Source organism: Paenibacillus sp. FSL R5-0636, from assembly GCF_037974255.1.
Classification (GTDB): Bacteria; Bacillota; Bacilli; order Paenibacillales; family Paenibacillaceae; genus Paenibacillus_AQ; species Paenibacillus_AQ odorifer.
The window spans coordinates 4000396-4020667 of sequence record NZ_CP150232.1 but is presented as its reverse complement, the minus strand read 5'-3'; the positions used below and the strand labels follow the sequence as shown (position 1 = coordinate 4020667).

At 44.4% G+C, this 20272-nt stretch carries 17 protein-coding genes; 8 read left to right on the top strand and 9 right to left on the bottom strand.

The genetic code is table 11. The features are described 5' to 3' along the window. Positions 1-12: 12 nt before the first annotated feature. Positions 13-1356, bottom strand: a complete 1344-nt coding sequence (locus MKX34_RS18355) for an amino acid permease (RefSeq protein ID WP_036688050.1) — start codon at positions 1354-1356, stop codon at positions 13-15. Between the two features lie 322 nt (positions 1357-1678). Here MKX34_RS18355 and MKX34_RS18350 point away from each other — a divergent pair, with 322 nt between their 5' ends. Further along, entirely contained in the window at positions 1679-2689 is a 1011-nt protein-coding gene (locus tag MKX34_RS18350) for a 2-oxoacid:acceptor oxidoreductase family protein (RefSeq protein WP_038571642.1), read from the top strand. Between the two features lie 25 nt (positions 2690-2714). Next, a complete protein-coding gene (locus tag MKX34_RS18345) occupies positions 2715-5021 on the top strand; it encodes a thiamine pyrophosphate-dependent enzyme (protein ID WP_076103970.1) in 2307 nt (768 codons plus the stop codon). Positions 5022-5325: 304 nt separating this feature from the next. On the opposite strand, the gene MKX34_RS18340 is transcribed toward MKX34_RS18345, so the two are convergent. From MKX34_RS18340 to MKX34_RS18320, 5 genes are all read right to left on the bottom strand, one after another. Then, positions 5326-6144 carry an ABC transporter permease gene (locus MKX34_RS18340; RefSeq protein WP_076103969.1) on the bottom strand — a complete coding sequence of 273 codons (819 nt, stop codon included), beginning with the start codon at positions 6142-6144 and terminating at the stop codon, positions 5326-5328. Beyond that, positions 6141-7151, bottom strand: a complete 1011-nt coding sequence (locus MKX34_RS18335; RefSeq protein ID WP_038574550.1) for an ABC transporter ATP-binding protein — start codon at positions 7149-7151, stop codon at positions 6141-6143. Before MKX34_RS18335 ends, MKX34_RS18340 begins: the two co-directional genes overlap by 4 nt. A gap of 30 nt (positions 7152-7181) precedes the next feature. After that, positions 7182-7979: an ABC transporter permease gene (locus MKX34_RS18330; RefSeq protein ID WP_036688041.1), complete on the bottom strand. Its 798-nt coding sequence runs from the start codon at positions 7977-7979 to the stop codon at positions 7182-7184. Between the two features lie 24 nt (positions 7980-8003). After that, entirely contained in the window at positions 8004-9041 is a 1038-nt protein-coding gene (locus MKX34_RS18325; protein WP_080742514.1) for a metalloregulator ArsR/SmtB family transcription factor, read from the bottom strand. Positions 9042-9542: 501 nt separating this feature from the next. Continuing rightward, complete coding sequence (locus MKX34_RS18320) at positions 9543-10061, bottom strand: molybdenum cofactor biosynthesis protein B (protein ID WP_036688034.1); 519 nt, start codon at positions 10059-10061, stop codon at positions 9543-9545. 165 nt (positions 10062-10226) lie between these two features. Between MKX34_RS18320 and MKX34_RS18315 the strand changes: the two genes are divergently transcribed. The 5 genes from MKX34_RS18315 to MKX34_RS18295 all read left to right on the top strand — a co-directional run bounded on the left by MKX34_RS18315 (position 10227) and on the right by MKX34_RS18295 (position 14122). Further along, entirely contained in the window at positions 10227-11246 is a 1020-nt protein-coding gene (locus tag MKX34_RS18315; RefSeq protein WP_038571630.1) for a GTP-binding protein, read from the top strand. Between the two features lie 92 nt (positions 11247-11338). Beyond that, positions 11339-11686, top strand: coding sequence for a four-helix bundle copper-binding protein (locus tag MKX34_RS18310; protein WP_036688030.1), 348 nt, complete (start codon positions 11339-11341; stop codon positions 11684-11686). A gap of 252 nt (positions 11687-11938) precedes the next feature. Beyond that, positions 11939-12883 carry an ABC transporter ATP-binding protein gene (locus MKX34_RS18305; RefSeq protein WP_076273307.1) on the top strand — a complete coding sequence of 315 codons (945 nt, stop codon included), beginning with the start codon at positions 11939-11941 and terminating at the stop codon, positions 12881-12883. 16 nt (positions 12884-12899) lie between these two features. Further along, a complete protein-coding gene (locus tag MKX34_RS18300; protein ID WP_036688027.1) occupies positions 12900-13613 on the top strand; it encodes a hypothetical protein in 714 nt (237 codons plus the stop codon). 44 nt (positions 13614-13657) lie between these two features. Beyond that, positions 13658-14122 (top strand): hypothetical protein, encoded by a 465-nt coding sequence (locus tag MKX34_RS18295; protein ID WP_038571625.1) that lies wholly within the window; start codon positions 13658-13660, stop codon positions 14120-14122. On the opposite strand, the gene MKX34_RS18290 is transcribed toward MKX34_RS18295, so the two are convergent. The 3 genes from MKX34_RS18290 to MKX34_RS18280 all read right to left on the bottom strand — a co-directional run bounded on the left by MKX34_RS18290 (position 14114) and on the right by MKX34_RS18280 (position 19355). Further along, on the bottom strand, positions 14114-15352 hold the full coding sequence (locus MKX34_RS18290) for a winged helix DNA-binding domain-containing protein (protein ID WP_038571622.1): 1239 nt from the start codon (positions 15350-15352) through the stop codon (positions 14114-14116). The two genes, MKX34_RS18295 and MKX34_RS18290, sit on opposite strands and share 9 nt — an antisense overlap. A gap of 108 nt (positions 15353-15460) precedes the next feature. After that, complete coding sequence (locus MKX34_RS18285; RefSeq protein ID WP_076296506.1) at positions 15461-17548, bottom strand: ABC transporter ATP-binding protein; 2088 nt, start codon at positions 17546-17548, stop codon at positions 15461-15463. Positions 17549-17606: 58 nt separating this feature from the next. Then, complete coding sequence (locus tag MKX34_RS18280; protein ID WP_038571619.1) at positions 17607-19355, bottom strand: ABC transporter transmembrane domain-containing protein; 1749 nt, start codon at positions 19353-19355, stop codon at positions 17607-17609. Positions 19356-19848: 493 nt separating this feature from the next. Between MKX34_RS18280 and MKX34_RS18275 the strand changes: the two genes are divergently transcribed. Beyond that, positions 19849-20166 carry a HesB/YadR/YfhF family protein gene (locus MKX34_RS18275; RefSeq protein WP_076296507.1) on the top strand — a complete coding sequence of 106 codons (318 nt, stop codon included), beginning with the start codon at positions 19849-19851 and terminating at the stop codon, positions 20164-20166. Positions 20167-20272: the final 106 nt, after the last annotated feature.

Below are 20272 nucleotides of genomic sequence, written 5' to 3'. Positions count from 1 at the left end.
GAGCAATTTAGTTTAGTTCTTCTTCCGGAATTTCGCGAATGACCAGATGGTAAGCATCAGCAGGAAGCCCAGACATGTGCCTATGCTGATCCGGTTCTGAGTGTCGAAAAGGAAGGAAATCGTAATAACCGACAAACAGATAAGTGTCAAAATCGTTATATAAGGAAAGCCCCAGACTTTAAAGCTTGGCTCTTTAGGATAGGTTTTTCGCAGCTTCAGCTGTGATAGACAGATGCTGATCCATACCAAGCTTACTACGAAGCCGGGAACAGCCATCAGCAGCCGGAAAAGTCCATCCTGTGCGAAGTACGCTAACATAGAACCAACAAAAAGAACTATAGCGCAAAGTTTAAGACTGTTGATCGGCACACCTTTTGCTGAGGTCTTTGCTAAGCTACGTGGAGCTTCACCCTGTGAAGCCAAAGAGTGCAACATCCGTGTGGCGCCATAGATACCGGAGTTAGCAGCAGAGAGCACAGCTGTAATCAGTATGAAGTTCATAACATGGTCAGCACCCTTAAGTCCTGTAGCCGCTAACACCTGCACAAAGGGGCTGGTATGCTCGTTAAGCTGATTCCAAGGAATTAACCCACAGATGATCAGAATTGGAATCGTATAGAACAGAATAACGCGCAAAATGAAGCTTTTGACAACTCTAGGCAACACTTTTTCTGCATCTTGAGTTTCTGTTAAAGTTAGTCCAATCAGCTCAGATCCGCCATATGAGAACATGACGACCAGAAGGGCAGAGAAGATAGGTGTCCAGCCTTGTGGGAATAATCCGCCATAATCCGTAAAATTACTTAAATAGGGTGTCCCTTCAGACATAGGCAATAGCCCAAACAATAATGCAGCTCCCAGAATAATAAAGATGATAATCATAGCTATTTTGATTCCTGCTAACCAAAACTCCGTCTCTCCATAACCGCTTACACTCATCATATTGATGCCAATAATTAAAGCCCCGCTTGCTAGACTCAGTAGCCATAACGGAACATCCGGTAACCAGTATTGCAAGAAGCTTCCTGCCGCCAGCACTTCGATCACGCAGACAGTCAACCACATGAAGCAATATAGCCAACCCACGATAAAGGAGAGCCGTTCTCCAAAAGCCTCGCGAATGAATTCCTTCATATTTTTGTTCGGGTATACCGTGGCCATTTCGGCAATTGCACCCATAACGACTAGTAGCAGCAAGCCTGCCAATACATAGGAGAGAACAACCCCTGGTCCAGCAATGCTTATCGTCTCAGAGCTTCCTTTAAAAATCCCCGTACCGATTACGCCGCCCATCGCCATAAAGCTGATATGCCGTGGAAGCAATTTTTTCTGTAATGATGCTTCGTTTGACTTCACATTTAATGCCTCCTAAGTAGGTTCAAAAAATTACACCAAGAATCAGTTTATCCTGAAATGGACTAGTTGAAAAGTATAAATGATACACATTTGTAGAAATAGAGGTGATTTTTCATCGGTGTGTGATATTTATCATGAACAATGTGATGAATTTAACATCTTAATTTTTAATTTTATTGCTAAATGAAAGTAGATAAATAAGCTTAGGCAACACTTGGAAAATGCAAGATTTGTCACTTCGCGTCTTGCGAAATCAAGTTACAATCGTTGAAAAAGTCAAAAGGATATTATACTAGATGACATTCTGAAAGGGGCTATGTCGGTGGTACAGTTACCAAAAGTGAACGAGCTCGGATTTTTTGAGATTCGTCTGGAGTCAATTGGAGGGTTGGGTGCGAACCTGGCTGGTAAAATGCTTGCGGAAGCAGGTGTTGTCGGTGCTGGAATGAATGGGGTCAGCTTTTCGTCATATGGTTCGGAGAAGAAGGGATCAGCGGTAAAAGCGCATATCCGGTTTTGTGATTTGAACACACCTATTCGTGACACGTCTCCGGTTGAGCGTCCGCATGTTGTTGGGGTATTTCACGAAGCACTAGCAAAGACAGTTAACGTAATTAGCGGAATTTATGAACATAGCACAGTATTGGTAAACTCAGCAAAATCGCCGGAGGAATTGAAATCCTCCCTGAATATGATGGCAGGAACTATTGCAGTCGTTGATGCTACAACTATCGCCTTAGATGAGAAAAACCGCGTTAATATGGCGATGCTGGGCGCGTTGTTCCGGATGTGTGATTTCTTGGACCCTGAAATTATGAAAGGCGTTATAGAGAAATCACTAGGCAAAAAGTATCCACAGGCAGTACAGTCAGCGCTGACTACTTTCGACCGTGGATTTAATGAAGTTAAGTTTATGCATTTTCCACTGCCTGCGGGCGTGACAATGCCTGAATTCGTGCGGTCTGATATTTCCGCATTGGGTTATGAAACACAGCCTATCGGCGGTACCATTACGAATCCTGGGAGCAGCTTTTTAAAGAACTTGAGCATTTCTCGCTCCGGTTTGCTGCCTCATTTTAAGCAGGAGGATTGTATTCATTGTGCGCAGTGCGATACGGTGTGTCCTGATCTGTGTTTTGTTTGGGATGAGCAGCCTGATAAGAAGGGGCGTCCACAAATGTTCCTGCAAGGTATTGATTACCAATACTGTAAAGGCTGTTTAAAATGTGTAGAAGCTTGTCCTACAACTGCCTTGTCTGGCGAACGTGAGGAAGAAGGCTACGCAGAGAGTCATACGGTCCGGCATATTTTTGATCTCGTTACTGAGGCCTAATTAACGGAGGAAAGGTGGAATACACGTGGCAATAGATTATGAAAAAGAAGTAGGCTCTGCTAAAGTAGAGCAGAAATTCCTATATGAATCCGGCAATGAAATGGCAGCTTATGCTGCTCATCAGATTAATTATCATGTAATGGGGTATTTTCCGATTTCTCCATCGACAGAAGTAGCGCAATTTCTTGATACGATGAAAGCGAACGGCCAGCATGATATTATGCTGATTCCGTCAGATGGCGAGCATAGCTCTGCTGGAATCTGTTATGGCGCTTCAACGGCTGGCGGACGTGTATTTAATGCTACCAGTGCCCAAGGTTATATGTTCATGCTTGAGCAATTGCCTGTACAAGCTGGTACGCGTATGCCTATGGTTATGAATCTAATCTGCCGTTCGATCTCTGGACCGCTGAATATTCACGGGGATCATTCTGATTTGTATTTTGCCCTGAATACAGGTTGGCCTATTTTAATGTGCCGGGATCCACAATCTGTTTATGATATGAACCTAATGGCATTGAAGCTTGCTGAACATGCTAAAGTTCGTCTTCCGGTAATGGTGGCTTCAGATGGATATTTCACTTCCCACCAGAAGCGCCGCGTACAGGCCTTTACTCATCGGGAGGATGTTCATAAATTTGTTGGAGCACAACCTCCAACAGGTTTCACCGATACTTTAGACCGCAATAATCCGGTAACCGTTGGTCCTTATATGAACGAACCTGACTATATTAACAACCGTTATCAACAGTCCGTAGCTATGTACAATGCGGGTGAAGTTTTTGAAGAAATCGCGAAGGAATTTGCTGAGTTAACCGGACGTTATTATCCAATGATCGAGGAATATCGGATGGAAGATGCTGAAGTAGCAGTATTCTTGATGAATTCTGCCTCTGAGATTATTAAGGATGTTGTAGATCAGCTTCGTTTGCAAGGAATCAAAGCCGGTGCAATCTCGCCGAATATGATCCGTCCTTTCCCGCAGAAGCAAATTGCTGAAGCGCTGAAAAACGTTAAAGCAATCACCGTTGGTGACCGCGCAGATTCTGTTGGCGGACACGGTGGTAACATGGTCAATGAAATTAAGGCAGCCCTGTTCACATATGGCAACACTACGACTAAAGTAATAAGCCGTATTTACGGTTTGGGTGGTAAGGACTTCTACGCAGAAGATGGTCATGCATTTTTCCAATTAGCAATTGATGCTGTTGCTGCAGATCGAGTAGACATACCATTTGATTATTACGGCCACAATCCGGGTACACCAGATAAAGCTCCACAACGTCTTCTGAAGCCAATGGACTTTGACTCACTGAAGACAGGCTTGATCACTGTGAAACAGGATGAAGCAACGGGCAAATTAAGCGTACGGATTCCGCCGCTACGCAGCTTGACGAAGAAACCTAAACGGCTCTCCCCAGGGCATGGTGCGTGTCCGGGTTGTGGGATTTTCTCAGGACTAGAGACTTTCTTCAAAGGGATTGAAGGGGATATCGTCGCACTTTATCATACAGGCTGTGCCATGGTAACGACTACGGGGTACCCGTATTCCTCCCATAAATCAACGTTTATCCATAATCTTTTCCAAAATGGAGCGGCTACCTTGTCCGGTGTCGTAGAGATGTTCTGGGAACGCAAACGTCGCGGTGAGCTGGATGGACTAGGGCTTAAAGAGGACTTTACGTTTGTTATGGTAACCGGAGATGGCGGCATGGACATCGGGATGGGACCGGCAATTGGAGCTGCGCTGCGTGGTCACAAAATGATTATTGTAGAGTACGATAACGAGGGTTACATGAATACTGGAGCACAGCAGTCCTATTCGACACCACTGGGTCATCGTACTTCAACCTCCAGTATCGGCAAGCAGCAGCAAGGTAAAGTGACTCAGCATAAAGATACAGCACAAATTATGGCGGCTACTAACATTCCTTATGTCTTCACGGGTTCGGAGGCTTATCCGCAGGATCTGGTGAAAAAAGCGGCAAAAGCACAGTGGTACGCACAAAACGAAGGTTTGGTGTATGGTAAAATCCTGATCGCATGTCCGCTAAACTGGATGTCTGATGATAAGGAAGGCACTAACATCGTTTCATTAGCTGTTGAGTCTTGCTTCTTCCCGTTATATGAAGTAGAGCATGGTTCTACGAATATCACATATAATCCTGAAGACAAGGGCAAACGTGTCGAGCTCTCAGCATGGCTGAAGACAATGGGTAAAACTCGTCACTTGTTGAAACCTGAGAATGAGCCAGCTTTGCACAGCTTCGAAGAAGAAGTTGAGCGCCGTTGGAATCGTCTCAAGGCAAAACACGAACATCCTGACTTATAAGATGTGTTTATCTCCAGCATATAAAATATGAAAAAACCCGGCAGATTTGTCTGCCGGGTTTTTTGTGGTTAGGGAGCATTTGCGCGTAAGAAACAGTTTTCGGACACCACTGACCTTAAACACAGTCTTCTTTCCCATTTGGAATTCTAACGGACTGCATAGCAGTTATCGGCCCTAAAAACTCCCAATATGAACCCTTTTTGAAGGAATAGTGTCACTGGAGTCCGCGAAACTTCTGAAAAAGCTAAGAACCGGCAAATAACGTCATTTAGGTCCTATGTGTTAAAGACTTGGTCATTTACAATTAGAATAAAGTCCAATTCCCTTTTACTCTTGCATGTTGTTCTGCCCTAACCAGAAGATAGCGGGTACAAATGACAAGACAAGAACTACCTACGATTAAAGCGCCGAGAGCCCACCACCAGCTAATCCCGATATTATCGTATAACGCCCCGCGCACGAGAACCAGACTATATGTGAGTGGAAACAGAAGGGATAGGCCCGTTGCCCATGCTGGGAATACCGCTGGTGGAATACGAACCCCACCAAACAGCTCCATTGGTGCTTGAAAGATGTAATAGAGTAGCCCTGAATCCCTTGAGAATAGAGATATCGCACACAGCAAAGCTCCCCATATAACCGCTGATATCATGATAAGTACTAATACAGGCAATAAGGCGCCCCAGTTAACAGTCGTTGCATCCGCAAGAAAAATGAAAGTCAGGATGGAGAAACAAGCGAACATCCATATTCCGTGAAATAGTGAATATATGGAACGTCCATACAGGAAGGCCATTTTTGACGCTGGGGTTAGGAACACTACCTCAAGTGTGCCCCCTTTGCGTTCTTGTTCGAATAACCATGCGGCTTGCACAACCGTCCAGTATAACTGAAAGACGAGATATCCGCTCAGCAGAAAAAGGGGAATCCGTCCATCTGGTATAACTTTTGAGAGTGCTGATCCTGCTCCTGTTCTAAAGGGCTGCATAGTAAAGTAGGTGGTTAAAAAGGTGAGCGCCGGCCAGAGTAGAAGTGAAAAAAACACTGCGCGTCCCTTAACTCTATTTCGATGCTGCTTAGTGATCTCCGCGCTAAGGGTAAACCATAAGCTATGTAAGTTCATGATACCCTTCCTTCCGAAAGGAGGATAATCGCATCCTCCAAATTAGGTTTTTCGGATGCGAAGCTTTTAATGCTAAGCCCATGCTCCGTAGTCCATGGCAGCAGCTCTGTAATGATCCTATCAGCCGAAGGTGTCTTTACAGAAATGCGCTGCAGTCCATCATTTCGAAGTTCAAGTTTTTCTGTTGCGCAGACACCCATTAATTCCGCAGGCTGAGTATATGTTCGTAGATGCTCTAGTAGCTTGGGACGAAGTGATTCATGCCAGCCTGTAACCTCTAAATGAGCAGTTTGCGAGCCTGCAACCTGATGGACAATCCGCTCAGGTTTGTCACAGAGCAGAAGCTCGCCTCGATTCAGTACATAAACCCGGTCACAGAGTTCTTCGACCTCCTGCAAATAATGGCTGGTCAGAAGGATACCCTTTCCACTGTCCAGTGCAAGCTTTCTTATCGTACCGCGAAGCTGCCTGGCAATGGGGGCATCAAGGCCAAGTGTGGGCTCATCTAGAAATAAGTATTGTGGATCGTTGATAAGTCCGCGGGCGATTTGCAGTCGTTGCTTCATCCCTTTAGAATATTGCTCAACGGGTTGGTCAGCAGCTTGGGTCAAACCTACTTCCTCCAGAAGACGTTCTGCTTCTCTAGCGATTTGAGGGCTGTTCATTCCATAGAGTTTACCGAAGTATTGAAGATTCTCTCTACCAGTGAGTCGCCAGTACAACATTCGTTCTCCTCCGGCGATCATATTTACTTTTTGCTGAATGGCCTGTCGATTCTTGTGCAGTGACATTCCATCGACTTCAATACTGCCTGAGGTTGGCTCTAGGAGAGTAGAGAGCATACGGATTGTAGTGGTTTTTCCAGCGCCATTTAGACCGAGAAGACCTACGATTTCCCCCGCAGCGATATCTAAAGATAGTGATTTCACTGCAGTCACTGATCTTTTTTCCGAACGGAACCAGCCCAGTCTGTGTTTGCTTTCGTAAATTTTAGTAACTTCATGCATGTTTATCAATGGTTTTCACCCTCCAAGGTTTTAGAAACGTTCGAACAACCCGCGCTCTATGCGCCGATTTGTCCATTGACCAACCGTTATGTATACAACACTAAGTAGTATGATAGGCAATGCATCAATTAATCGTATTGATTCTCCAGTTAGCAGCGTGCCTCGTAGCAGTTGTAGCGCATAGGTCAATGGGAAAATCTCACCTATAGCCTGCAAGTAGTCAGGCAAGTATTGCCTTGGAAACTGAAATCCACATAGTAGAGCAGTTATCGTAAATAGAGTATTTTGAACAATGAAGGTGTCCCTTGTATAAAGCATAATGCTTCCTAGCACCAGCGCCATCGCATAACATGATAGTAAAAACAGCAAAATTCCCACGAGGAGAGATATAAAGTGAACAGAGGGGAGCCGAAGTCCTGCCAAAAGGCCAAAGAAGAGAACCACCAGCAATTCCGCCCCGCTTCGATACAACTGCTGGACTGCGTTTCCTAGAAAATAACCGCTCCGGCTTGAAGGGGAGAGCAACAGTGCCTCAAGTGTACCTTCTCTCCATTCGGTAATAAGTGCCCTGGATACATTCATCATCATACTGACGGAAAATATACTGAGCATACCTCCAATAATTACATAGGTCAGATAGTCATCACTGCCACTATAGATAGCGAATTTTGAATCTATATCCCCATTGATTAGATACACATAAGAAAAATAAGAGATGATGACTAGATAAACTCCATCAATAATGTGCCCGAATGTAAAGGTCCAGGGAAAGGCTCTAAGATTAGATTTTTGGTTTCTTTTTAGAGTTGCGATAGCGATATGCCACAACTGTACTCACACCTTTCATTAACCTTATTGTTCAAGGTACTGCCTTTGCAGAACGAGAAGATTATCAAAGACTTCTTTGTTCACTGAATAAAATAAATAATTCCCTTTTCGCTGTGATTGGGTAAATCCTGCTTCACTTAGTTGTTTTAGCTGTTTAGAGACCGCAGCTTCAGAAATACCCAATATTGGCGCAAGCTGCTTGGTACAATGTGGATTTTTCCACAGTAGTTTCAGAATTCGCATCCGCGTATCATCACTTAAAGCTTTGAGTTGGCGCAACAGGTCACTCGGCGGTCCTTCACTAAAGGCAAGACCGGGAACATCCACCGTGAGTGGTAAAAATAAAGTATCTTCGTACCAGCCAACAAGCAGATGCGGAAATATGAAAGTAGAAGGAAAAACGTACACTTGTCCAAGCTGTTCATAAGAAAAGTAATACGTTACTGCCTTTTGAACTGTTAGAGTCCCGTTCTCTGCGAGGAGGCGTGGGTGGAGCGTATTTAGTGCCTTTTCCGGGGATCGACTGGCTAAGTCTTGAAACTGAGCGGCTGAGATGTTCATAAATGGTTCAATATAGTCCCATTCCTGCCCGAAATAATCATGTTCGTATGTAATTAATGTTGAGATTAACAGCTTGCGAACACTAGCCAGATTGTTTATCAGGTACTTCACGTTTCCACTCAACTTCATCAGCGAACGCTTGCTTTCAGATTCATTCAGCCATTCGACTAGGGTACTTAGTGCAATTTCTTGATTCATAAATAGATACACTAGCTCTGCATCCGGAAGTTTTTTGAGTAGGGTGATTCCTTGATTGCAAGAAATAGGGACACCCATACGGTCCGGTAAATCTAGCAGAGCGATCCAACGGTCTGACAACTGCCCAAGTGTGTGGATGTTCTCCTGTAGAGCAAGAGGCATCCTTTTCTTGAGCTCCAGAGCCCATTGTAATCTTGTTGGATGGTGTTCTGGTTGATGGAAGACATGCAGACTGCATAATAACTCATGAAAAGGACTGACGACCGTTTTGATCTTTCGATTTAAAGTTTGGAGTGAGCTCATCTCTTTCCTTTCCGATTAACTGTTTGGTTAATCAAAAACCACTTTCGCGTAAAGTGTTCAAAATTATAGGGGGAATGGTCAAGTTTGTCAAATCTTTTATACAGAAAAAAGCGAGAGCACATCCCCATGCGATGGACATGGATGTTTCTCTCACTTATAGGATTCTTTTGATAGAGTTATGAAGTAGAGTTATCTTCTGCCTCTAGGCATCATGGAGTTATCGCACATGATATCTTTAACAGAATAGGTGTAGCAATGACGAGGAACTGGGACACAGTGATGGCGTCTAACGATTTCTACCGGGTGAATAACATTCACAACTTGAGGGTGGTAGTAATCTTGATAAACCACCTTAGGTGGGTCAGTGACAGTTTGGGCCGGGCATTTTGGACATCCTTCTGACATTTCCTTCAGCTCCTTTGTGTGTGAACTTACCGTATTATACGCACAGAACAAAGGCATGCTTGGTTATTTGTCTAGTTTATAAAAAAATGGGTGGGATTATTGTTTGTATATCTCTCGCATTACATGACGAAGCTCCGGGATAATGAGCCGTTCCATAGCCAATTTAACGGCTCCAGTGGAGCCAGGCATAGAAAAAACAGCTGTGTTGCCAATCGTACCTGCAATTGCCCGGCTAAGGATTGCCGCCGAACCAATGTCCTCTGTGTAGCTTAACATTCGAAAAATCTCACCGAAGCCCGGTAGCGTTTTATCAAGCAAGGATGAAACTGCTTCGTAGGTGGTATCACGGGGAGAGATTCCTGTTCCACCTGTCAGCAACACGGCCTCAACTTCAGTGTGATCAGCGTTTTTATAGAGTAGTTCACGAATGTCCTGATAGTTGTCTTTGATAATGGTATGACCAATAACTTCATACCCGGCAGCCTCGAGCATGGATTTGATTAATGCTCCACCGGTATCTGTTTCAGTAGTTCTGGTGTCTGAGACGGTAATGATGTAGCAGGAAACGGATTGTGGTGCTTCCTTCCGATGTTCTTCAACGGATGACAATGAGATCAGCTCCTAAATTAGAGATGTTCTCATGATAGGGTATGGGGAAGGCAAAGACAAGTTTTGTTATCAATCGCTATTCTTTTGAGGTTATAGGTGTGCCGCTTGCGTGCTTTGGCATCATGTAGTAAACTCGCTACCATACCCGTAATTTGCAAGGAGCGATGAATCATGGAACAGGTTGTACCTGTGTATATATTGTCAGGATTTCTGGGAAGCGGCAAAACTACCCTGCTGCAGCGCCTGCTGGAACATTGGAAAGATCAGGGCTTGCGCCCGGCAGTAGTGATGAATGAGCTGGGTGAAGTGAACCTGGATGGGCTGCTGGTTGAGCAAACCGTTCCTATGGCAGAGCTGCTCGGCGGCTGTATCTGTTGTTCTATCCGAGGGGATCTTAGCACAGAGCTAACTACTCTTATCAAGAAGGAATCACCTGATGTGGTTGTTATTGAGGCCACAGGTGCGGCGAACCCGTTGGAAATTGTAGATGGTGTAACCGAAACTTCACTGTATCAAAAAGTCGAGCTAAAAAGCTTGATCACCGTCGTTGACGCCGCGCATCTGCTCGAATTGTACCGTGCGCAGCAGGGGGCAACCTATCGACTGATGCAGGAGCAAATTCGCTGCGCATCTGTTTTGATTCTGAATAAAACTGACCGTGTCTCAGCAGATGAAGCGGAAGAGATCACAACTGTTCTGCGAAAATGGAATTCTTATGCACCGATTATGCCAGCGGAGCGTTGTGAGATCGACACAGAGGAGCTCCTGCGTAGTGCAGGTGGAGTTCTTACGGATACACAGCTTGAAGAGAGCGACAGCGAAAGCCAAGTGCATGAGGAAGCTCAACTACCTTTAGGAGGCACCCATGCTTCTCATGATCACGTGATGGCATACACACATTACTTCAAACGACCTGTCAACAGCGAGACCTTTGAACAGTTCGTCAAGGAGCTTCCGCGGGATGTTTATAGGGCTAAAGGCATTGTGACCTTTAATGACACCTCCAGTCGTTTTCTTTTTCAATATGCTTACCGTGAAGCTGATTTTATGAAAATCACACCTCAAGGCGAAGTCCCAGACGTAGCTGTATTTATCGGGGAACACTTCTCATCCAGTGAGTTACGCACGAAGCTGCTGGAGATGGAAGGACGTATTTTAGTTCGGCCTGGCACGATCAAAAGAAGCCTGTAATCCGTTCTGCTTCAGAAGAAGCTGTGGTTCATTCCTAATCTTGTAGGTTAATAGTAAGGCATACCCATTAAAAATGCAGGAGGTTGAAGGCTATGACCCGAATTCAATATCAGGAGTGCATTGACGCTTGTCTCGAAAGTATGAATGCCTGTAACTACAGCTATGTCTCAAGCCTAAAAGAATATGATCTTGCATCACTTCGTGAGAGCATGCGACTCGATCGTGAATGTGCGGATATTTGTTCTTATGCCATTCAAGCAATGACTCGTCAAAGTCCGTTTGTATCTGGAATTCTAAAACTATGTGCGGAGATTTGTGAAGCATGCGCAGATGAGAGCAGCAAGCATATACATAATCACTGCCAAGAATGTATTAATGCCTGCCGTAAAGCTGCAGAGGCATGCCGTTTGATTAGCGATGCTGTTGAGGTATATGCGTAAGATCGTATAGCTTAACTCTCATATATGAACTAATAGCCAGACTGTTGCTGTAGAAATATAGCAATAGTCTGGTTTTTTATATCCAGGTCTGTTTGATTAATGCTACTGGTAGAAAAAAAGGGGAGGAATACTGGATAGAAAGGAAGTTTTAGAAAGGGCTGCTATGGCAGTTCTTTCATTTTTTTGATTCCTAGAAGAGGAAATTCGTAGGGAACCGGAGAATTAACAGTAGATATGAAGGGAGAATGTTAAGTGGCGAACTTAGTAGATCGTAACTTTGCCAGCGGTAGTATAGATGTTGCTATTCCCCTGATAGAATTAGAACAGATCAGTAAACAGTATGGACGCCGACCCGTATTGGAAGATGTATCGTTTACTATTGAAAAGGGGACTGCAACTGCTCTGATCGGACGGAACGGATCCGGCAAAAGTACGCTGTTGTCAATCTTAGCTGGACTGGTCCATATTTCCTCTGGAAAGCTGAGTTGTAAGGATTCAAATCTGAGAATTGGTTATGCACCTGAGATGTTTCCAGGGTTGAAGCTGACCCCAGAACAGTACTTGCGAAGTATGGGACAGATTAGCGGCCTTGCGCCAGTCCTGATCGAGCAGGAGCTAACAACGTTATTTCAACTTTTTAAGCTGGAGCACTTTCGCAAGCAGTCGATGCTAAATTTCTCCAAAGGAATGCTGCAAAAAATTAATTTGATTCAAAGCTTGCTGGGAAGTCCCTCGTTGCTGCTTCTTGATGAGCCTATGTCGGGCCTTGATCTCCCCTCAATGAATAAGTTAGCTGAGCTTCTTATTGGTTTGAGAAATAAGGGTACTGCTATAGTCTTCTCTGTACATGAACCCCAATGGATTGAATTGCTTGCGGATCAGGTTCATGTGATACATGAAGGGAAAATTGTAAAGTCAATTCAGGGGTCAGAGAAGCTGAACTTTAAACCCTCTACATACATACTATTGTCTAATCTGTCGATTCAGAAACTGCAGCAATTGAAGGAAATGGCAGGTTTTATTGCAATAAATACGTTTAAGGATAGTTGTAACATAGCACGTACAGCGTTGACAGTAACAAGTTCAGTATCAGATGCTTTTTTGCGGGTTATCTTGGAGTCGGGTGGTTCAATACAATCGGTAGAACCTCGCGGAGGATCGCATGACTTAGAAAAATGGATGAATCCTAGGAGTTGAACCAAGGGGGGCTAACGTGTATCCGTTTATCGTTTACATGCTGCGAAGTTATACTCGATCTCAGCGTTATTTCGGCCCGTTAGCGGGGATTGTGATTGCAGTCTTGATATTGTATTCTTATAAGCCCAATCCAGTTATGAATAGCTATGCCGCTACAGCAGTAATGCTCTTTATAAGCTGCGCTTGGATGAGTCTTAGTTTTTTGAATCATGAGCACGCTGTTCATCGGCAGATTGCAGTTGTTCACATGCGAAGTGCGGCAAAACATAGTGCAGGTAGTATCTTAACGCTTTGTTTTCTAACGTTGCTGCTAGATATATTGATTGTCCTTTATCCTTGGGTAACAGGTCATTTCGCAGAATCACCTGGGGCATATCGGTTAATTCTAGCGCTTATAGGACATGGATTGTTGGGTATGCTTGGTGTGGCTATTGCCCTATTCTTTCAATCTTCTTGGATTCAAAAAGGCAGTCACGCAACAGGTATGTTATTAGCTATCGTTGTACTATCACTGGGTGGAGCACAAATCAGCGAAAGTTTGCCTGGTATATTTCATTTTTTGATCTGGTTGTTGCCGCCAGTAACTCCTGTAATGGAGGCCATGATGAAAGCTGATACATTGTCATTAGCGGAGTTGTTAGGTTCATTTGCACAAGCATTAGTATATATAACACTGCTTATCGGTTTTTATTTGTACAGATCAAGACAGAGGGATTACAACAAAACATAACTTGTATAGATAAAAGGAACAAGGATACAGAAGTGGGGGAAAAGATGAAGGATACATATGTACCTGAGAGTGAACAATCGAAAGAGTTATTCGCCTATTTTGGACTGGCAGTTTATTATGGACAGGCCCTCGAGCAGCAGCTTACCAACTTGCTATTGCTTACTAAGCTATCACAAGGAAAAACGCCAACAGAAGCAGATCTGACAGACCTTTATCAGCGAAAACTCAGCAATTCACTCGGCCAACTCATCAAAGAAATCCAACATCATTTTCCTTTCTCGGAGCAAGAAACCGCTCAGTTGGAGGAAGTGTGGAAACAACGTAATTACATCGTTCATGATTACTTTAAAGAGCGTATACAGGAAACCTTTACGCCTGCCGGAAGAGCTAAAATGATTCGGGAGCTGAAACGTTTTAAAAATAAAGCAAGTAGACTTGAAGTTAAACTGCAAGGCTACTGCACAGAAATGTTCACGAAGCTTGGATTAGAGGAGGAAAACTTATTGTAATAATCCTTCTAAGCCGCAAGCTGTTACAACCTCTGGTCTAAAATGAACCGAAGAAGCTCTAACACAGCGAGAGAGTGCAGTTAAAGCTTCGCCTAATGCCGGAATCATCTCCGGTGTTAGGCTTTCTCCAGGTTCCCACCACCAATTGTTAATATTCAATGTTTGGTTCTTCTTATCCATCACCGGTTCAAATCTGCCAACAAAACGATCATTATATAATATTGGCAGTACATAGTAACCATATTCTCGTTCTATTGCCGGCTTATAGACCTCCCAGCGGTAATGAAATCCGAATAATTGCCGAACCAGCTCGCGTTCCCACAACAAATTATCCAGCGGAGCCAAAACAGCCGCAAATGAATCACGTGGTTGAAGCCCAATCTCTTCAGATTCTCGCAGCATCACAGACTCCAAGGTTGGAGCATCTATACTGCGGATATAAAGCGGAACCTTAATCCCCTCGACCCAAACTTCTCTGAGACTATCCTTCTCCAGCAATCTCTGAATCGCCGCCGCACGCTCTTTGCTCTTCAGTCCGGATATGCCCAGCCATCCGTCTCCAGATTTATTCCATAACAAGCCGATACTTCCTATTCTACGTATCACATACCAATCGTGAAATTGTTCTTCCGTGACATTTGGATCGGCTGAACTCAGCAGCTCTGAGGGTAACAAACGTTCAGCGAAATCATAATATCGCCGAGTATGTACACGATGGTGGACAACAATCTCTCCCCAAAAGTACATGCTTTCCATTGCAGCTCGTGATAATCTTGTCGGAGCCCAAGCCCAATCTACTTTCTCCTTTCCGTCTAAATCCAAAGAGGAGAGGGGACCGCGCTTCTGAAGCTCTTCACGAACCTGTGCTACAGCGACCATTACAGGCTCATTAGCCTGATGGTGGGAGGCAGCAGCTGTTCTTCTCCGCTTAAAATAAGGCCAATCCTCTGTACAATAAATAGACATGTTCTTGTCCCAGCCATCAACGAGCAACCTGTCTTTATACAGAAGCTCTTGGACCAGTTCTGGCGTAAATCCCGGAATCCGTGCTTGGAGGACCAGCTCATGATTATGGCCGGCAATATTAAGGGGGTCATATTGGATGCAGCCTACGTGACGAACATAGTCATAAATACTAAGTTTTCCGGAAGGGATAGCTCCGGCAGTTAACTTTTGATGAGATAGCAGAAACAGCCTGGCTTGTTTCTTAGTCAGATTATAAGTAAGCATCGTTTACTCCTCCAAGGATATGTATTAATTCCCATAATACAGAACATCTGTTCTAAGATCAAGCAGGAAAAAACCCTGAATCACAATGAAGTGACTCAGGGTTGTAAATTACATTTTCTCAAGAGAGGGTTGCAAGTTTCCGAGTGCTGGACGGTTGCTTGCGCCAGCGTTATCGTCAGAGCTGTTAGCAGCGGCACCTACTTGCAGCTGGTACATACGGAAGTATCTTCCGCCAAGCGCCATCAGTTCATCGTGGCTACCGCGTTCTACGATCTCTCCGTGATGTAGGACTAGAATCTGATCTGCACTGCGAATCGTGGATAAGCGGTGAGCGATGATGAAAGTGGTGCGTCCTTTTTTGAGAACTTCCAGCGCATCCTGAATGACGCTTTCCGTTTCTGTATCGATGTTGGAGGTAGCTTCATCTAGAATAAGAATAGCTGGGTCAAAGGAGAGAGCTCTCGCAAAAGAAATCAATTGCCGCTGACCCGCAGATAAAGTACTTCCTTTCTCAATTACCGGTTCATCAAATCCTTGTGGAAGATGAGCGAGCAACTTATCCGCACCAACCTCACGCAATGCACGTTCTACACGTTCACGTGAAATTCGTTCATCCCCTAGGCTGACGTTCGAAGCAATGGTGCCCGTGAAGAGGTACGGATCCTGCAGCACGATGCCCATGTGATTCCGCAGCCACTGCTTCGGAATATCCGTAACCTTTTGACTGTCAATCGTAATATCGCCTTTTTGTGGATCATAGAACCGGAACAGCAGATTGATGATTGAGCTTTTGCCGGAACCCGTATGACCTACAAGAGCGACAGTTTCACCCGGGCGTGCTTCAAAGGAGATATCGCGAAGGACGTAGTCTTTTTTATAAGCAAAAGATACATTCTTAAATTCCACTTTTCCTTTGTAGCGTGGCATGGAGCCGTCAGTAACATTCTCTCCAGGTTCATCCATAAGCGTAAACACACGTCCCGCAGATACCATAGAAGTATCCAGGTTCGCCAACTGGTTCACCATACCTGTGATAGGTTGGAACAAACGTCCGAGCACATCGACAAAGGCATACAGAACGCCTAAGGATACAAAGGTTGAACCAGTAATACTGCCATGTCCGAAATACCAAAGCACCATCACAAAAGAGAGACTACGAAGTGAGTTCACCAGATTGTGGGACGTGAAAGCATTCAGATTTAACATTTTATTCTGATATTTCAAGTAATCATCGTTCAGGTTCTCAAATTCTGCACTAAGCTGCTTCTGACGGCGGAATATCCGGACGATTGACATCCCCTGAATCGATTCATTAATAATGGCGTTAATTTCACTTAGACGTGAGCGAATGATCGTATTGTATTTGGTCGCAATTTTGCGATAGAGCACGATCCACAGCACAAGAATAGGTACAATGAACAAGCTGATCAGACCCAGACGGACATCAAGTAAGAACAGAGCGATATATACGCCAGTTATATTGATAATACCGGTGCTGAAATTGGAAAGAACGGCAATGAATAGATCCTTAATCGCCTCGGTATCATTTGTAACCCGCGACACTACCTTACCAGCAGGCAAATTGTCAAAAAAATGAACGGGTAGTCGCTGGATATGTGCGTATACATCTGTCCGCAGCTTCCGGATTACCTGATTCGCCGAAGATTGCAGCCAGTAGGTTTTTCCGAATTCAGCAAAGATGGAGATTACAAGAAAAATAGCATACATTCCGACCAACTGATAGATTCCAGGAAGCTCAGGTTTGTAAAAAGCGAACAGCTCATCGGCCGATAGCTTAACCGCCGGATAGATAACTTCGTTATCACCACGGGTGATATGCATCTCTCCATCGATGAACTTTCGTTCACCGTCAGGCTGTGTTACAGCTTCGTTAATAAAATAAAAACTTCTCCCTGCTTGAAGAACACGAATTTCTTGGCCTTTAGTTTCACCAGGCTCAAAGCGATCGCCGCGTTTGTATAAACTATTGTTATATTCAGCCGCCTTATCGGGAGACGTGGTGCTGAAATAGGGCTTCTCGATGGCCAGCATGTGATTGTCGATCATGCTTTTGGCTATAAATGGACCTGCCAGCTCTGCCGCTACCCCGATTGAAAGCAGCAGAAGGGCTGCGATAAAGGTTTTCTTTGCGGTCAATGCATATTCCAGCAGGCGTTTGCCTGTACTTTGTGTCAACCGTGACACCTCCTAAAATGTTTTGCGTAGTCGTAGCTCGTTTATTTATGGTTGTAGTTTAATCATTCGATAAGTTATTTTCGACTTGCTGCCGATCATATTGTTCACGGTACCAGCCATTCAAATCCAACAGCTCCTGATGTGTACCTCGCTCAACGATTTGTCCGTTATCCAGTACAACAATCATATCGGCATGTTGGACGGCGGAGAGACGGTGAGTAGAGATTAATGTGGTTTTTCCGGCACGTTCATTCCGGATATTGTCGATAATCTGAGCTTCCGTACGAGCGTCAACGGCTGATAAGGCATCGTCCAGAATAAGAATATCAGGATTAGCGATAAAAGCTCTGGACAGAGAGACACGTTGCTTTTGTCCACCGGAGAGGGATACACCACGTTCACCCACCAGAGTATCCAGACCATCGGACAATGTGCCCAGGTCGTTCTGGAAAGCGGCAGCTGTAATGGCTTGCATAATCGTATCGTCACCGGCGTTGTCTAGACCAAACTGAATGTTTTGCCGAACGGATTTGGAGAAAAGGATTTGCTCTTGTGGAACATAACCCATCCAGCTATGCAGCTGATCCAGGGAAATCTGTTGAATAGGCACGCCAGAGATAAGGATCTCTCCATTACCTGTCGGATATTCGCGGAGCAATTGTTTGAGCAGTGTAGATTTCCCGCTTCCTGTACGCCCGACTACACCTAATGTCTGCCCTTGGTTCAGGGTTAAGTTGACATGGCTTAGATTGTCTATCGTCGAAGAAGGATAACGGAAAGTCACATCGTTAAGCTCGATTCGAGTAGGATGGGGAACTTGAACGGGATGGGCAGCATTTTGAACATCGGGTTTGGAGTTTAACGTCTCGTCGATACGTTCGAGGGAAGCTCCGCCACGCTGCATAATGTTGATCAATTCTCCAATAGCGAACATCGGCCATACAATCATACCGAGGTACATATTAAAGGAGACTAGATCACCCAGTGTGATCTGATTGCGGAATACAAGGTAAATCCCATAAGTAAGACCAATAATGTAGCTGAGTCCGACGCAGAAGCGGATAGTTGGTTCGAAGAAAGCATCGACACGAGCTACGGCCATATTTTTGTTGTAAACATCTTCAGTAATATCCGAGAAACGTTTTTCATCAAGACGCTCTTGGACATAAGCACGGATTACGCGTACACCAGAGACAGATTCGAGCACTTGGTCATTCATATCTCCGAATGCATCCTGCGCTAAGCTGTATCGATCATGAATAGCTTTACCATAAAAAATCATAGCTATTGCAATTAGGGGTAATGGTAATACTGCTGCAAGGGTCAATTTCCAACTCACGAGAAAGCCCATCGCAAACAGCACAACCGTGAGGTAGATTGTAGAATCCACCAGTGTAAGCATCCCGAATCCTACGGTAGCTGAGACGGCTCTGATATCATTGGTTGCCCGGGCCATGAGGTCACCAGTTCTATTTTTTTCGAAGAACGAGGGTGTCATAGTCATAAGATGATTCATAAATCGGGAGCGCAGCAGGCGCTCAACAAGGTTGGAACCTCCGAAAAGTTTGTGCATCCATATGTAGGTAATCCAATAAATAACTAGCAGCAAAATAAAGATCATGCCGATATATTTGGCAAGCGAAGCTGTAGTAATCGAACCGCGTACTATGTCGTCAATGGCATTGCCTAGCAGACGTGGAGGGAGTAATTCAAGAACGCCTACACCTATGAGTAATATGAGTCCAATCAGGTAACGCCTTTTTTCTCGGCGAAAAAACCAGCCGAGATCGCGAAGAACAGAGAACAAGTAAATCCCTTCCTTTCAGGTTGTAATGATTGCTTGTGATGCTGATAAAAGCGCAAGTGATTATCTCTTCAGCAAACAAAAAAGGCATATCATCCGAAAACGGACGATATGCCTGTAATTTACAGCTATCATGCGCACGGTGCGTTACAGCACCAAGCATGTGAGAGACCTTCAAGAACTAAAGTTATACGGTCCATAAGACTCGCAAAAACTTCAGGATGGCTTAATCACTTGGGCTGCTTCGGTATTCGGTTGAGTAAAAATTCCAACAATAGTAAAATAATATGGCTGTAACTTCGTAAACACCGCGCTCACCCCTTTCATTAATTTGGTAATAACTAGAAGACGTTTAGTTATGTTCAGAGTTTATCATCCGGTTCGCGAATTTGTCAAACTTAATTTTAAATGGATTGGGAAATCATTAATTGCATAAAGTTGTTTGAATATCGACTTATTTTCGTTATGATTAGAATATACAAAGGAGCTGAGAGAAATGAACATGGAAATTAGTCAAGCAGCGGCAGCTTGGTTTAAGAGAGAATTGGACCTTAAGAATGGAGACTATATTCGTTTATTTCCCCGGTATAGCTCGGGAGGTGGACTTCAGCCCGGTTTTTCGCTGGGCATTGCTACAGAAGCGCCTGGGCGTCCAGCTATTCAGGTCAAACAGGATGATATTGTGTTCTACATGGAGGAGCAGGACTTGTGGTATATGGAAGGTTATGACCTATCTATCGTATACTCTGAGTCAGAGGATGACATTGAATATAAGTACGAACCAAAGCCGGTATCCGGCGAAGTGCAGGTATAGTTGTCTTAATGATTGTTTATTTTAATCAGGAAAAGCCCTTGCCAAAAGGCAGGGGCTTTTCAAATGCTGTCTTTAAAAATGAGGGTATTCCAGTTGGAAATACATA